The organism is Bacteroides sp. MSB163, from assembly GCF_036416795.1.
Lineage (GTDB): Bacteria > Bacteroidota > Bacteroidia > Bacteroidales > Bacteroidaceae > Bacteroides > Bacteroides maternus.
The window spans coordinates 4,118,354-4,132,577 of sequence record NZ_CP143867.1; the positions used below are offsets into that span (position 1 = coordinate 4,118,354).

At 44.0% G+C, this 14,224-nt stretch carries 12 protein-coding genes; 7 read left to right on the plus strand and 5 right to left on the minus strand.

The window, feature by feature from the left end:
* The first annotated feature begins 8 nt into the window (after positions 1 to 8).
* From VYM24_RS15645 to VYM24_RS15655, 3 genes are read left to right on the plus strand one after another with little or no spacing between them, the layout of a single operon-like run.
* Positions 9 to 1,241: a cytochrome c biogenesis ResB family protein gene (locus VYM24_RS15645; RefSeq protein WP_330940368.1), complete on the plus strand. Its 1,233-nt coding sequence runs from the start codon at positions 9 to 11 to the stop codon at positions 1,239 to 1,241.
* A complete protein-coding gene (gene ccsA / locus VYM24_RS15650; RefSeq protein ID WP_330940369.1) occupies positions 1,238 to 2,029 on the plus strand; it encodes a cytochrome c biogenesis protein CcsA in 792 nt (263 codons plus the stop codon). The genes VYM24_RS15645 and ccsA overlap by 4 nt, the downstream gene beginning before the upstream one ends.
* 8 nt (positions 2,030 to 2,037) lie before the next feature.
* Positions 2,038 to 3,327, plus strand: a complete 1,290-nt coding sequence (locus VYM24_RS15655) for an alginate export family protein (RefSeq protein ID WP_330940370.1) — start codon at positions 2,038 to 2,040, stop codon at positions 3,325 to 3,327.
* Positions 3,328 to 3,365: 38 nt separating this feature from the next.
* Here the strand turns inward: VYM24_RS15655 and VYM24_RS15660 are convergent, their stop codons facing one another.
* On the minus strand, positions 3,366 to 4,055 hold the full coding sequence (locus VYM24_RS15660) for a Crp/Fnr family transcriptional regulator (protein ID WP_138292627.1): 690 nt from the start codon (positions 4,053 to 4,055) through the stop codon (positions 3,366 to 3,368).
* Positions 4,056 to 4,100: 45 nt separating this feature from the next.
* Positions 4,101 to 4,739, minus strand: a complete 639-nt coding sequence (locus VYM24_RS15665) for a Crp/Fnr family transcriptional regulator (protein ID WP_299089600.1) — start codon at positions 4,737 to 4,739, stop codon at positions 4,101 to 4,103.
* Between the two features lie 258 nt (positions 4,740 to 4,997).
* Here VYM24_RS15665 and hcp point away from each other — a divergent pair, with 258 nt between their 5' ends.
* Complete coding sequence (gene hcp, locus VYM24_RS15670) at positions 4,998 to 6,650, plus strand: hydroxylamine reductase (protein WP_330942262.1); 1,653 nt, start codon at positions 4,998 to 5,000, stop codon at positions 6,648 to 6,650.
* Positions 6,651 to 6,776: 126 nt separating this feature from the next.
* On the opposite strand, the gene VYM24_RS15675 is transcribed toward hcp, so the two are convergent.
* The 3 genes from VYM24_RS15675 to VYM24_RS15685 are packed head-to-tail and all read right to left on the minus strand — an operon-like array spanning position 6,777 to position 10,994.
* Positions 6,777 to 8,507 carry an ABC transporter ATP-binding protein gene (locus tag VYM24_RS15675; RefSeq protein ID WP_299089602.1) on the minus strand — a complete coding sequence of 577 codons (1,731 nt, stop codon included), beginning with the start codon at positions 8,505 to 8,507 and terminating at the stop codon, positions 6,777 to 6,779.
* Positions 8,504 to 10,324 carry an ABC transporter ATP-binding protein gene (locus VYM24_RS15680; protein WP_330940371.1) on the minus strand — a complete coding sequence of 607 codons (1,821 nt, stop codon included), beginning with the start codon at positions 10,322 to 10,324 and terminating at the stop codon, positions 8,504 to 8,506. The genes VYM24_RS15675 and VYM24_RS15680 overlap by 4 nt, the downstream gene beginning before the upstream one ends.
* A 58-nt stretch (positions 10,325 to 10,382) precedes the next feature.
* On the minus strand, positions 10,383 to 10,994 hold the full coding sequence (locus tag VYM24_RS15685) for a TetR/AcrR family transcriptional regulator (protein WP_044155328.1): 612 nt from the start codon (positions 10,992 to 10,994) through the stop codon (positions 10,383 to 10,385).
* A gap of 99 nt (positions 10,995 to 11,093) precedes the next feature.
* Between VYM24_RS15685 and VYM24_RS15690 the strand changes: the two genes are divergently transcribed.
* From VYM24_RS15690 to VYM24_RS15700, 3 genes are all read left to right on the plus strand, one after another.
* Complete coding sequence (locus VYM24_RS15690) at positions 11,094 to 11,465, plus strand: hypothetical protein (protein WP_410490202.1); 372 nt, start codon at positions 11,094 to 11,096, stop codon at positions 11,463 to 11,465.
* A gap of 114 nt (positions 11,466 to 11,579) precedes the next feature.
* The gene (locus VYM24_RS15695; RefSeq protein ID WP_291553754.1) at positions 11,580 to 12,950 is read left to right on the plus strand and encodes a hypothetical protein; all 1,371 of its coding nucleotides are present in this window, start codon (positions 11,580 to 11,582) and stop codon (positions 12,948 to 12,950) included.
* A 40-nt stretch (positions 12,951 to 12,990) separates the two neighbouring features.
* Entirely contained in the window at positions 12,991 to 14,109 is a 1,119-nt protein-coding gene (locus tag VYM24_RS15700; RefSeq protein WP_291553753.1) for an imelysin family protein, read from the plus strand.
* The last annotated feature ends 115 nt before the right edge of the window (positions 14,110 to 14,224 follow it).

Here is a 14,224-nt window from a genome sequence, read left to right on the forward strand (position 1 = left end):
ACAGAGATATGTGGATCAGACCGTGGGGATTTAAAGAAGGATGCCTGATAGGCGCAGGACTGTTGGTGACAGGATGGCTGCTACAGATTACAATTGGTGAAATAGATTGGAGTCTGTTTGTCTGTCCGGTGAACATCATTGTTCTGGTTTTATATATAGCCGGAATAGTTGCCATGCACTGCCTGCGCAAGCGTGTTTATTTCTTCGGTTGGATGAGTCATTATACATCGGCTGTCTCTTCTCTTTTATGGGTGGCGGGCATTACGGTGGTGATGGGACTTATCCGTCAGATCCCTTCCGGTCATCCGGCAGATATGCTTGGCTTTTCACGAATGCTTTCGGCATGGCCTTTTGTATTGCTTTATATCTGGATGGTGACTGTGCTGGGAGTGACTACGCTTCGTGCCGGATTTCCATTCAGATGGAAGAAGCTTGCTTTCCTTTTGAACCATGCCGGGCTGTTCATTGCCCTGATTACGGCAACCTTGGGAAATGCCGATATGCAGCGGTTGAAAATGACCACCCGGATAGATAATGCCGAATGGCGTGCAATGGATGAGTACGGCAAATTGATAGAACTTCCGCTGGCCATTGAACTGAAAGACTTCACGATTGACGAGTATCCTCCGAAACTGATGCTGATTGATAATGAAACAGGACGTACACTGCCAGAGAAAGCACCGGAACATTTGTTGCTGGAAGAAGGTGTAACGGAGGGGCAGCTGTCCGATTGGCTGGTGACTATCCGGCAAACGATTCCCTGGGCGGCTTCTGTGGCTACGGAAGATACGGTGAAGTTTACCGAATTCCATTCGATGGGAGCCACGTACGCCGTTTATTTGCAGGCTATCAATCAAAAGACGAAAACTGCAAAAGAGGGTTGGGTAAGTTGCGGTAGTTTTATTTTCCCATATAAAGCATTGCGTCTGGATTCGTTGACAAGCCTTATCATGCCGGAACGCGAACCGCAGCGTTTTGCATCTACAGTGAAAGTATACACGGAAGACGGCAAACAGGTGGAAGATACGATTGCAGTGAACCATCCCCTGAATGTGGCGGGATGGAATATTTATCAATTGAGTTATGATGATACGAAAGGGCGTTGGAGCGATATCAGTGTGTTCGAACTGGTACGTGATCCGTGGTTGCCTGCTGTCTATGCAGGTATTATCATGATGGTGCTGGGAGCTATCTGTCTGTTTGTCAATGCACAAAAAAGAAAAGAGGAGGACGCTGAATGACGTGGGATTATTTTGTACCGTTTTCAATTGCCGCCCTGCACTTCTGGGGATTCGGTGCCTTTGCCGCTTGGCGCGCAAGAAAACCATATGTTGTTGGCGGGCTTACCTTGATAGGGCTTGCTATCTTCTTCTGCTTTATTGTGGGAATGTGGATTTCCCTGGAACGCCCGCCTATGCGGACCATGGGAGAGACGCGCCTGTGGTACTCTTTCTTTCTTCCACTGGCAGGACTCATCACATACAGCCGTTGGAGGTATAAGTGGATACTCAGTTTCAGTTTTATCCTATCACTGGTATTTATCTGTATCAATATCTTCAAACCGGAAATACATAACAAAACTTTGATGCCGGCTTTGCAAAGTCCGTGGTTTACGCCGCATGTCATCGTATATATGTTTGCCTATGCTATGCTGGGTGCGGCCACCGTGATGGCTATTTATCTGCTTTGGTTCAAGAAGAAGCCGATTGACAGCCGGGAGATGGACCTATGCGATAATCTGACTTATGTGGGATTGGCATTCATGACATTAGGCATGCTGTCGGGGGCTGTATGGGCAAAAGAGGCGTGGGGACATTACTGGTCGTGGGATCCAAAGGAGACATGGGCGGCCGCTACGTGGTTCTCCTATCTGATTTATATACATTTCCGCCTTGGAAAACCTTTGTTACACCGTAAGGCCTTAATTTTACTTCTGATATCATTTGTTTTGCTGCAAATGTGCTGGTACGGCATCAACTATCTGCCTTCTGCACAGGGAGTCAGCATTCATACGTATAATTTAAACTGATAATCATTATGAAAACTACTTATTGGGCAATGCTTCTCATGCTTTTGCCAAGCATGGCGTATACGCAAACGACAGAAAAAGAGAATGAATTTACAATGTCCATCCAGATCAGACCTCGTGCGGAATATCGTAACGGTGCTCTGATGCCCCGTAATGAAGGAGAGGAACCTGCGGGATTCATCAATAACCGTGCACGCCTTTCTATGGAGTACAAGCGTTCTGATTTGCAAATGAAAATCTCGGCTCAGCATGTGGGGGTATGGGGACAAGATCCGCAGATTGACAAGAATGGACGTTTCATCATGAACGAGGCATGGGCTAAATTGAATTTCGGTAAAAACTACTTTGCACAATTAGGTCGTCAGACCCTTTCGTATGATGACGAGCGCATTCTGGGCGGACTGGATTGGAACATAGCCGGACGTTACCATGATGCATTGAAACTGGGTTATGCCGATCCCAACAACCAACTGCATCTGATCCTTGCTTTCAACCAGAATGACGAGACTAAGATAGGCGGTACCTATTACGTGCAGGCCGGAGCGCAGCCTTACAAGAATATGCAGACACTCTGGTATCACTATAAATCCGATTATACTCCCTTTGATGCATCCTTACTGTTCATGAATCTGGGATTGGAAACCGGAGATGCCGCTACTAAAGAGTCTCACACCCGTTATCTGCAAACGATGGGAACTTATATCACCTACAGGGAAAATGGGTGGAATGTAGACGGCGCCTTCTATTATCAGACGGGCAAGAACCAAAATGTGCAGAAGGTATCTGCTTTCATGGCCAGCCTGCAAGTGGCTTATGCTTTCCCATACAATCTTAAACCGACTTGGATCGTAGTGGCAAGCGCTGATTATCTAAGTGGAAACAGTGGTGACAGTGACAAGTATAAGGCATTCAATGTTCTATATGGCACACATCATAAGTTTTACGGAGCTATGGATTATTTCTACGCGTCCGACTTTAAACCCGGATATGCTCCCGGCTTGTTTGACAAACGTCTGGGTTTACGTTTCCGTGCTTCTGATAAGGTGGATATGGATTTGAACTACCATCATTTCTCAACTGCGGTGAAATTGCCGGGGTTGAAGAAAGCATTAGGTTCGGAAGTCGATTATCAAATAAACTGGTCGGTGATGAAGGATGTGAAACTCTCCGCCGGATATTCCATTATGCGCGGAACGGAGACGATGGACGTTGTGAAAGGCGGCAATCATAAAAGCTGGCAAGATTGGGGATGGGTATCTGTCAATATCAACCCCAGAGTGCTGTTTGTGAAGTGGTAAAACAAGAATAAATGAAGGTACGTATCAGGAGAAAGCTCCTATACGTACCTTTCTAATATAGTTTCATTGAGTATCTGCACTGTCTTTCCATCCATATCTATAATTCCTTCCTTTATCATTTTATTAATTTCCTTCGATAGTGCAGGGCGGGTTACATTCAGATATTCGGCAAGGGTTGCCTGATTGTGAATGATGTTGACCGTTGAAGAATTCTTTTTCTTGTGTTCCAGCAAGTAGACAACGAAACGTTCACGCACTGTTTTTCGTGATAGGGTTTTCAGGCGGGATACTGTGCAGACATTACAATTGCCTGTGATGCAAAGAAAGTTGTGTAATATTTTAGGTTCCTCGCTGATAAGCTTAAACATGGACTCTTTGCTGGCGGTGAGTAGGGTACTGTCTTCCATGGCGGTAAAGGTTGCCGGCAGCACTCCGTCCGAACTGAATAAATGAGGAGTGGCGAATGCACGTGCCGCAACGATATATTCTATCATGACTTCATTTCCCAATCCGTCGATAATATCTACCCGTAGTTTCCCTTCCAACAATACATATAACTTTTTGCAGAGTGTTCCCTGGGTGGCAATGATATCTTTTTTGTCGACTGAGTACAGGGAGATATCCAACCTGTCGAGCAACGAATGCTTGATGTTAAGGGGAAGGTCACGGAACAGCGGAATCTGGAAAAGTAATTCCTGATGTTTGTCGGTTAATGTTATTTTCCTCATTATATTAGGTAGTTGGTTGTACAAAGATACGATGAAAAAGTAGAATTAAAAGTATTTCTTCGAATTCTCCTCATTAATACGCATTTCTTTTCCTTCTATTTGTATGCAGCCCTCGTTACTCAACTCGGATATGGCACGTGCCAATGACGGACGGGCTACCCCAAGTATATGTGCCACTTCCTGTTGGGAACCGATGCCTCCATGCATCTTTACATAATTGAGTAATCTGGATTTCAGGCTTTGTAAGGCAAACTCGTTCAGTTTCTTGGATAGAAACAAACTCCGGTCGGAAATCAACTTCAGGAAATTCTGCATGATGACCGGGTACTGGTGCATGAACTCCAGAAAAGCATCCTTGTTCAGAATCAATACTTCCGAGGTTTCCAGGGTTTCGATATTCACCGGGAAACGGTTTTCGGAAGCGAAGATGAAAGCTGGTGCAAGGAGTTTCGGAGCACGGAGGGTCTCTATGGTGAGTTGTTTTCCTTCTGCACTGACCATTTGCGTACGTACTGTTCCATTGCACAGAATATAGAGAGAACGGTAAATATCTCCCTGCATGGCGATAAACTCTCCCGGTTTATAAGATTTAAGGGTATGTTGGTGCAACAGAACGAACTTTAACAGCGTTTCTTCTGTTATGCCTCGAAATAATGGCATCTGTAATAATATATGTGGTTCCATTCTTTTTTAAGTTTTTTGTGATTGGGTGTAACATACGTGACAATTTACCTGCCATAAACTCTCCATCTTTGCACAAAGATAATGCAAATCGAATGTAGAACTTTCATGCTTGCATGAAAAGTTATGCTGAGATGCAGCTTATCTTATCCAAAGATAATGCAGATCGAATGCAGAACTTTCATGCTTGCATGAAAAAGTTATGCTGGGATGCAGCTTATCTTATCTAAAGATCAATTTTATAACTAAAAGAATAAGATGATGGAAGCTAAAATGTTTTGTTACCAGTGTCAGGAGACAATGAAAGGCACCGGTTGTATTTTGAAAGGTGTGTGTGGAAAAGAAAGTCATACAGCGAAGGCAATGGATTTGCTGATGTTCGTGGTACGTGGAATATCGGTCGTTACCGATGAGTTCCGTAACACCGGACATCCTGTAGCTGCCGAAGTGAACCGTTTTGTTGTGGATGCCTTATTCTGTACCATTACAAATGCCAATTTCGATGATGAAAGCATTCTGAACAGGGTGGATAAAGGTATGGCATTGCGTAACCGTTTAATAGAAGAAGCCAAAGAAAAAGGTATTTCCCTACCTGAAATCGACGAATTGCAATGGCAGGGCGGACGTGATGAGTATGCTTCCAAGGCGGAAAGCGTGGGTGTGTTGCGTGAGCCCGACATAGATCTGCGTTCCCTGAAAGAATTGATGACCTATGGTCTGAAAGGTATGGCGGCATATCTGGAACATGCCATGCGTCTGGGATATGACGATGCTTCTATCCATACTTTTATGCAACATGCTTTGGCCGCCACTGCCACAAAATCACTTCCAGCAGGCGAATGGGTGAAGATGGTGCTCCAGACCGGAGAATACGGTGTGAAGACTATGGCTTTACTGGATAAAGCGAATACCGAACGCTATGGCAATCCGGAAATGACAAAAGTGAATATCGGAGTAGGGAAGCGTCCGGGTATCCTGATAAGTGGCCACGACCTGAAAGACATGGAAGAGCTGTTGAAGCAAACCGAAGGTACAGGAGTCGACGTGTACACACATAGCGAAATGCTTCCTGCTCACTATTATCCTGCTTTCAAGAAGTATTCCCACTTCGTAGGCAACTATGGAAATGCCTGGTGGAAGCAGCGTGAAGAGTTCACTACTTTCAATGGTCCTATCCTGTTTACAACGAACTGTATCGTTCCCCCGTTGGCAAATGCTGAATATAAAGAACGTATGTTTACAACAAATTCCACCGGATATCCCGGTTGCAAGTACATTCAGGCAGATACCGAAGGTAGAAAAGACTTCTCCGAAATTATCGAGATAGCTAAGCAATGCCAACCGCCTACGGAAATAGAACGTGGAGAAATCATCGGTGGTTTTGCCCATAATCAGGTGTTGCAACTGGCAGATAAAGTGGTGGATGCCGTGAAGAGCGGTGCTATTCATCGCTTTGTAGTTATGGCAGGTTGCGACGGACGTATGAAGGGACGTGATTATTATACCGAATTTGCCAAGGCGTTGCCTAAAGATACAGTCATCCTGACAGCAGGTTGTGCCAAGTATCGTTACAATAAGTTGCCTCTGGGAGATATCAACGGCATTCCACGTGTACTGGATGCAGGACAGTGCAACGACAGCTATTCACTGGCAGTCATTGCAATGAAGCTGAAAGAAGTGTTCGAACTGAATGATATCAACGAACTCCCGATTGTGTATAACATTGCCTGGTACGAGCAGAAAGCTGTTATCGTACTGCTGGCTTTGTTGAGTCTGGGTGTGAAGAAAATCCATTTAGGACCTACGCTACCTGCCTTCCTGTCGCCCAATGTGGCAAAAGTCTTGGTAGATACTTTTCAGATAGGTACCATCAGTGATGTGGAAGATGACTTGAAGATGTTCCAATTATCATAAATGATTAATAAATTCTGAAGTATATTCGGATGGATAATTCCCGCCCCTACAAGTTAATCATATCGTGATTAATTTGTAGGGGCGAATTATTATTTTAGTAGGATTTTCTTGAGTGGTCTTTGAAATTTACAACTTCCACCCCAATGTCTTTTCCTGTATATTCCATAGCTTGGCGTATAGCCCCTTATTATCGAGTAGTTCCTGATGCTTACCTTGTTCAGCCATGCGTCCTTCCTCCAATACTATGATGTTATCTGCATTCTTGATCGTCTTCAGGCGATGGGCAATCACGATTACCGTACGTCCTGCAATCAATGTATTGATGGCACGCTGTACTTCCACTTCATTTTCCGGATCGAGTGAAGCCGTTGCTTCATCCAGAAGCACTACGGGAGCTTCTTTCAATATAGCACGTGCGATGGAAATGCGCTGCTTCTCTCCACCGGACAAGGTACAACCACCTTCACCGACCTGCGTATCATATCCTTTGGGCAATCGCATGATGAAATCGTGGCAACATGCTTTGCGGGCCGCCGCTTCTATTTCTTCGTCCGTAGCGTCGGTTTTACCGAAACGGATATTGTTGCGAATAGTATCTTGAAACAGATACACATCCTGGAATACCATTGAGATATGACTCATCAGCGATTCCGGTTCCAGGGTTTTCATATCTACTCCATTAAATAAAACCTGTCCCTGTTGCGGATCGTAAAAACGTGCGCATAGTTTCAGCATGGTGCTTTTTCCACTGCCCGAAGGACCTACCAGAGCGGTGAGTGTATTCTTACGCAGTGTTACCGATACATCATGCAGTACCTGTTTTTTCTGATAGCCGAATGATACGTGATAGAAAGTGATATCACCGCTTTCCGGGGCTTCTTTACTTCCTTGCATTTCCGGTTCGTTCATCAGCGTCAGGATACGCCCTCCTGCAATGGAGAAATATCGGAATTCTGCAAAGTTGGTCAGTGCCGAAGTCAGCGGATCGAAGACGCGGGAACCGACAACGAGGAACATAACGAACGTGAGCAAGGATAAATCTCCTCCTATCAATAAGTACGTTCCACAAAGTATCATCAACGTCAGACCTGCTCGTATCAGCGTTACGGAAAGCAGTATGAACGGGCCGAGCAATGCTTCCTGGCGGATACAGGCACGGCGCAGTTCGGCAAAGGCATTCTTCAGACGGACAAACTTGTCGCCCAGCAGATTATATGCTTTCATTACCCGTATTCCCTGCAAGTACTCTTCCAGGCGATTGCCTGCATTGATTTTGGCAGCAATCTGTTTGCCGCTCAGTTTGTATTGCAGGTAAGTACTGCCCAGCAATATTCCTACGGCAAGTGGCAGGGCTATAAACATGGCAACGGCCATTCGCCAATTTATCCATAGCAAGCCAAGGAAGGCAAGTACAGGCATCACCAGTGCACCCATCAATTGGGGTAGATGATGCGAAATACCTGTTTCCGCCATAGTAAAGTCTGTAATCAGCATGGAGGAAAGATCACCCGGATCGCGGCGTGACAGGAAGCCTAATGAGAGTTTCCGCAAATGCTCTGCCAGGCTAACACGTCCTGCGGCACTCATTTCATAGGCACCTCGGAAATTGGCGCGGTAGGAAACCTTTTCGGCCAACGCCATGACAAATACATACACTACAAGCAGGATAAAAATAGTCCAGAGCCGTTGAGTGTCCAGCGGCATTCCGCTGCCATCGAAAGCACGGAATATCACGTTGATTGCTTCGATAGACAGGCAGAATGGGACAATATTTACCAGGTTGGCAAGCATCGTGTAGCCCACAGGTTTGCGAAGGCGTTCGGTGTGCCCTATCGTAATATTTTCTATTGCATTCATTCTTTTACCTCCTTCTTACTGTTTAGTTCCCAGCGGAACGCATCCGTATAAGCGTCCCACATATTCTTATATAATCCTTCCGTTTTACTTAATATCTCGTGTTTCCCATGCTGTACGAGCTTTCCTTCGTTCAGTACGATGATTTGCTGTGCCGAAATGATGGACGAGAGACGGTGTGCAATGATGATAACCGTCTTATTCTGGATCAGATGTTGCAAAGCCTGCTGCATCTTATATTCATTTTCGGGATCGGCAAAAGCAGTCGCCTCGTCCAGCACCAGGATAGGGGCATTTTTCAGGATGGCCCTTGCCACACAGACACGTTGCGACTCGCCACCGGAAAGGTAGACGCCCTCATCTCCGATGCGGGTTTCATAACCTTGCGGAAGGCTTTCTATAAACTCATGGCACTGTGCGGCTTTTGCGGCAGCTATCACTTCCTCGCGCCCTGCACTGGAGTTTCCTACCCGGATATTTTCATAGAGGGTATCAAAGAAAAGGAAGCTATCCTGGAAAACAAAGGAAACAATGTCCATCAACTTTTCGGTGGGAATATTTTTGATGTTGACTCCTCCGATCCGTATTTCGCCTTCCACTACATCCCAGAAGCGGGGAATCAGATTGGCTACTGTAGATTTTCCTGAACCTGAGGGGCCTACGAGTGCCGTAATTTCACCTTGGCGTGCTGTGAAGGTGATGTCGCGCAGCGCTTCGGTACGAGTTGTCTCCGCTTTATTCTCATAAGCGAAACTAACCTTGAGGAATTCAATGTCATAACCGGCGGGTACTTGCGGTGTTTGTGCCTCCGGTACGGGTGGCTCGGCAAAGATACGGTCAATACGTTCTACGCCCTCGTCTATTTCCCGTGTACCCGATCCGAGGAACATCAGTTTATAAATAGGGGAGGCTACTCCGGGACCCATAATAATAAAGAATAGATAGACAGCGGCTAATGCCAGATTTTGTGGCTCATGACTCAGTAATAGTAAACCTATCGGCAGAATAAACGTAATGAGTGAGTTCAGTAATATGGTGAAGACCACCATGCCGGGTTCGTATGTATCGCATACTTTCAGTGCATATTCCTTATACGCCTCAATCTCACTATTGAAACGGCGGAATGACCGGACGCTCTGACCGAAGATTTTCACGACCGGCATGCCACGTACATATTGTACGGCTGAGGCGCTCATTCGTTCCTGTGTATCAAAGTAGATTTTAGTAAACTCCTGTGCCTTTTTCCCGAAGAAGTTGGCAAACTGTAATCCTATACTCAATGCGATACAGAATAGACAGACCGCAGCCATCCAGCCATTCAGGGAGAAGAAGATGATAAACATCAGAGTGACCGTAGCCAATACATTCACAAGGTCGGGGATGGTATGGGCAATGAAGTTCTCAATCTTTTCTACATTCTGTTCCATAATTTTCTTGATGCTTCCGGTAGATGTACCGTTCAGGTATCCTAACGATAAGCGTCCGATGTGTTCCGATAGCTTGATACGTAATCCGTATAGGATACGGAAAGCTGCTACATGTGAGGCCATCAGTGCCGCATAAAGTAGCAATAATCCTCCGATCAGTCCGAAGAAGGCAAACCATCCCCAGTATATCAGTATCCCGCTATCTATCTTTTCTAAGTCACTGGCGTGAAGCAGTAACTCCTGCAATACGCGGTATACCGACCAGTAGGGAACCAACATGCACGTAGCGCTTCCTGCCGACAAGATACCGGCCAGGATCAGCAGTCCTTTCCGCTCGCCTGCAATTTCAAACAGGCGGGCGATTCCTTTTTTCTTTTTCAGTTTCTCTTTCATAATCTATTATACTTTTAAAAACGAACAATATTCAGATTCATTCAAAAAAAGAGAGAGCTTATATTTTCATAAGCTCTCTCCAACCAGTTACTTCGAATGTGATGTATTCTGTGACTATCTGTTCCAAATCTTCTATCCCGACTCGGTGCATGATCAATTCCTCAAACATGGTGAACATCCATGCCGTGTGCAGGTGGATAGAAAAGTCGGTTACATTGATATTCATTTGCGGATGTTTCTCTTTCATATCTCTGAAGTACTCTTTCACGAGTGATGTGGAGCGTTCGGTGAAGTTCTCCTTGAAGTTTTCCAGTGAAGAACCCTGTGCATGGAAAAATAGCAATACCAACAATTTGCGATGCTTTTGTATCAATGTCATGTACTCTTCTATCACATATCGTAGGTATTCTGTGGAATACATCTCCATGATATCTGCTCCATAACGACCGTGATGTTCGTGTAGCATTCTTTCGAATGCACTGATTACAGGCCGTACCACCGTACAGAAAATATCATCCTTACTTTTGAAATAGTTATAGATATTGCTCAACCCTACCTGTGCTTCTTGCGCAATTTCACGCATGGAAGCCTTTGGAAAGCCGTTTTCGAGGAATACCTTTTCGGCAGCTTTCAAAATTTCTTTTTGTATGTCATCTTTAGGGTATTGCATAAGTTTTATTTCTCGACTGCAAAGTAGGGGAGAATCCGCCTTTTCTGAAATACCCATTAATGATGGTTTTTTGTTAGATTTTTATAAAAATCACAATTATTGGGTATTGCCAAGGTCACTGAAAGCATGCAACTTTGCGCGTATAATCTAACTATAAACTACTATATGGTGAAACTAACCAATCATAAAAAGGCAATTGGCAGACCTTTAAGTTGTAAGAGATGGGGAATAATAGCTATTATTATTCTTTTTGCAGGTAGCTTATCTTTTTTACTGTACTCTTACTTTTCTCATGATGCTGATAATCCTCAGTGTAACTGTTTGCTATGTATGCTTAATCATGTTCCTGAAGAGGGAGAGTACATTTATAATCGCTATTTGATATTTATTAGTTTTATCTGGATTGCTGTGATCTTTGCGACTATCTTTTTAGTGAATTACTGCTTTGTAAAAAAGAACAAAAAGAAATAGTGTTCGTTTAAGTACCTACTTGTTATTATTTTTAATAACATAATACTCATATTTGGGTATTGCCCGCCTTTTCAACTCCCTCTACCTTTGCGCCAACAAAATTTAAGATAAAAGATGAGAAAATTAACTTGCTTATTCGCCTTAGGTTTCTTGCTTTTTAACAATACTTTACGGGCTAATGAACCTGAAAAAGTAACCTCAACAGAAGAGGTATCTGAAACTACGGCAAAGAAAGAGAGAATAAAACAGGTAACAAAAGATGACGAATACGAAAAGTTCCGTTTCGGTGGATACGGAGAAATGGTAGCAAAGTTTATGAACTACGGAACGAATCGTTTCTATGGTGGGGTCGATAACAGTGATCATCGCAATACCATTGCAATTCCTCGTTTTGTGTTGGCTTTTGACTACAAGTTTAATTCCAAGTGGATACTGGGTGCTGAAATAGAGTTTGAAGCAGGAGGTGTAGGTATTGAAACAGAACTTGAGAATTCAGAAAACGGTGAGTATGAAACAGAAATGGAAAAGGGGGGAGAAGTTGCTCTTGAGCAGTTTCACATTACCCGTCTGATACATTCGGCTTTCAATGTTCGTGCCGGTCATTTGATTGTACCTATGGGATTGACCAATGCACACCATGAGCCTATCAACTTCTTTGGAACATCTCGTCCTGAGGGTGAAACCACAATTATTCCTTCTACCTGGCATGAGACAGGATTGGAATTCTTCGGCTCTTTTGGTAAAGGATATGCGCGCTTTGATTATCAGGCAATGATTGTTGCCGGCTTGAATGCTGATGGATTTGGTCGCGATAATTGGGTTGCCGGTGGTAAGCAGGGACTCTTTGAACAAGATAACTTTACTTCGCCTGCTTATGTAGCACGTCTGGACTATAAAGGGGTACCGGGACTGCGTGTAGGTGCTGCTTTTTACTATTGTAATGACGTGACGGCCAATGCTGATAAGAATTATAAGTATAGCAGCGTAGGTCGCTCATCAGTGAAAATCTACTCTGCCGATGCACAGTATAAAAATAAATATGTTACCGCTCGTGGTAATATCATTTATGGTGATTTAGAGAATTCTTCCAAGATCAGCAAGGTTACTCTTTCCAATAACTCCAATTATTATCATGGTGCTATGCGTAATGTAGCTAAGAATGCTCTGTGCTATGGCTTGGAGGCTGGTCTCAACCTGAGTGCTTTCTTCTCGCAGAAGAAATGTCCGGTTATTTATCCTTATGCCCGTTATGAATACTACAACCCGCAGGAAGAGGCAGAAGGTTCAGCTACAATGGAGAAACGCTGTCAGGTAAGCAAATGGACGGCAGGAGTTAACTGGTTTGCATTGCCGAATCTGGTTGTGAAGGCCGATTATACTACCCGTCATATTGGTACGAACAAGGTATTTGGATCGACTAAATATAACAATGAAAATGAATTTGCTATCGGCATAGCTTATGTCGGTTGGTTTACCAAGAGATAGTTCAAATAGGTATTTATAATTAATTTAATGTTTAAGTAATATGAAAAAGTTTTTTTATTTGTCGGCTCTTTCATTGGGCATGATGTGTTCCATTACGGCTTGTAGTGATGATGACACTACGACTATAGACGCTAAAAATCTTGACTATACGGCAGAGAATGCAAGTAGTTGGGGAAATTACATGCGAGTAGTTGCACAATTGTTGGTGAATGATGCTACTGCTCTTTATGATGACTGGGCGGTTAAATACAATGAAGGTGGAAGCTATGCAGATTTCTTTAAGAATCAAGATGCTTTGACGAGTGTTGAGCAGTTGATTGACGGCTGTGTAGACATTGCCAATGAAGTAGGTACCGCCAAAATTGGTGACCCTTACGATCTTTTCATACATAATAATGAAGAAAAGGCTTTGTATGCTGTAGAGTCATGGTATAGCTGGCATTCTCGTGAAGACTATCGTAACAATATCTATTCTATTCGTAATGCTTATTACGGAACACGTACAGGGGCTATTAGCGAGTCATCTCTCTCAAAAGCAGTAGCCGCGGTAAATGCTAATCTTGATACTGAAGTGAAAAAAGCGATTGATAACGCAGCAGCAGCAATTTGGGCTATCCCGAGTCCTTTCCGCAACAATATCAATAGTCCGGAAGCAGTAAGTGCTATGGAAGCTTGTGCCACTTTAGAGGGAGTACTCAAGGGAAGCTTGAAGAATTGTATCGAAAGTATTGATAAAACAGTGTTGGCTGAAGTCGTAAGAAATTATGTGGATGTAGTTGTATTACCTACTTACTCTGATTTGAAAGCGGGAAATCAGGCTCTTTTCGATGCTGTTGAAACATTCCGTACTTCTCCCAGCAATGCTAACTTCAAGGCTTGTGCCACAGCATGGCTTGCTGCTCGTACACCGTGGGAAACCAGTGAGGCATTCCTTTTCGGTCCGGTTGCCGACAAAGGTCTTGACCCCAATATGGATAGCTGGCCGCTTGACCAGGATGGTATCGTACAGATCCTGACTTCCGGTAATTACTCTAACCTGAACTGGGATGGTGACTATGATGAAGAAGATGATAAAATTGCCGGTGCACAAGCTTTGCGTGGTTACCACACTTTGGAATATTTGATCTTCAAAGATGGTGAAGCCCGTACCATTCAGTAAGATTTTTACTTGTTAGAAATAAGATTTTGCGGAAACAGCGGGATAATGAATATTCTGTTGTTTCCGCAACATCTGCGTTAAAAAGATAAATGTTAGTTACGTATTTTGCAATAAT

Excerpts from the sequence above, each read along its gene's own strand:
- VYM24_RS15660 (WP_138292627.1), bottom strand. The coding sequence starts at position 4,055 with ATGAGGAAAATAACATTAACCGACAAACATCAGGAATTACTTTTCCAG.
- VYM24_RS15675 (WP_299089602.1), bottom strand. The coding sequence starts at position 8,507 with ATGAATGCAATAGAAAATATTACGATAGGGCACACCGAACGCCTTCGC.
- VYM24_RS15700 (WP_291553753.1), top strand. The coding sequence starts at position 12,991 with ATGAAAAAGTTTTTTTATTTGTCGGCTCTTTCATTGGGCATGATGTGT.
- VYM24_RS15665 (WP_299089600.1), bottom strand. The coding sequence starts at position 4,739 with ATGGAACCACATATATTATTACAGATGCCATTATTTCGAGGCATAACA.
- VYM24_RS15655 (WP_330940370.1), top strand. The coding sequence starts at position 2,038 with ATGAAAACTACTTATTGGGCAATGCTTCTCATGCTTTTGCCAAGCATG.
- hcp (WP_330942262.1), top strand. The coding sequence starts at position 4,998 with ATGGAAGCTAAAATGTTTTGTTACCAGTGTCAGGAGACAATGAAAGGC.
- VYM24_RS15695 (WP_291553754.1), top strand. The coding sequence starts at position 11,580 with ATGAGAAAATTAACTTGCTTATTCGCCTTAGGTTTCTTGCTTTTTAAC.
- ccsA (WP_330940369.1), top strand. The coding sequence starts at position 1,238 with ATGACGTGGGATTATTTTGTACCGTTTTCAATTGCCGCCCTGCACTTC.
- VYM24_RS15680 (WP_330940371.1), bottom strand. The coding sequence starts at position 10,324 with ATGAAAGAGAAACTGAAAAAGAAAAAAGGAATCGCCCGCCTGTTTGAA.
- VYM24_RS15645 (WP_330940368.1), top strand. The coding sequence starts at position 9 with ATGTGGATCAGACCGTGGGGATTTAAAGAAGGATGCCTGATAGGCGCA.
- VYM24_RS15685 (WP_044155328.1), bottom strand. The coding sequence starts at position 10,994 with ATGCAATACCCTAAAGATGACATACAAAAAGAAATTTTGAAAGCTGCC.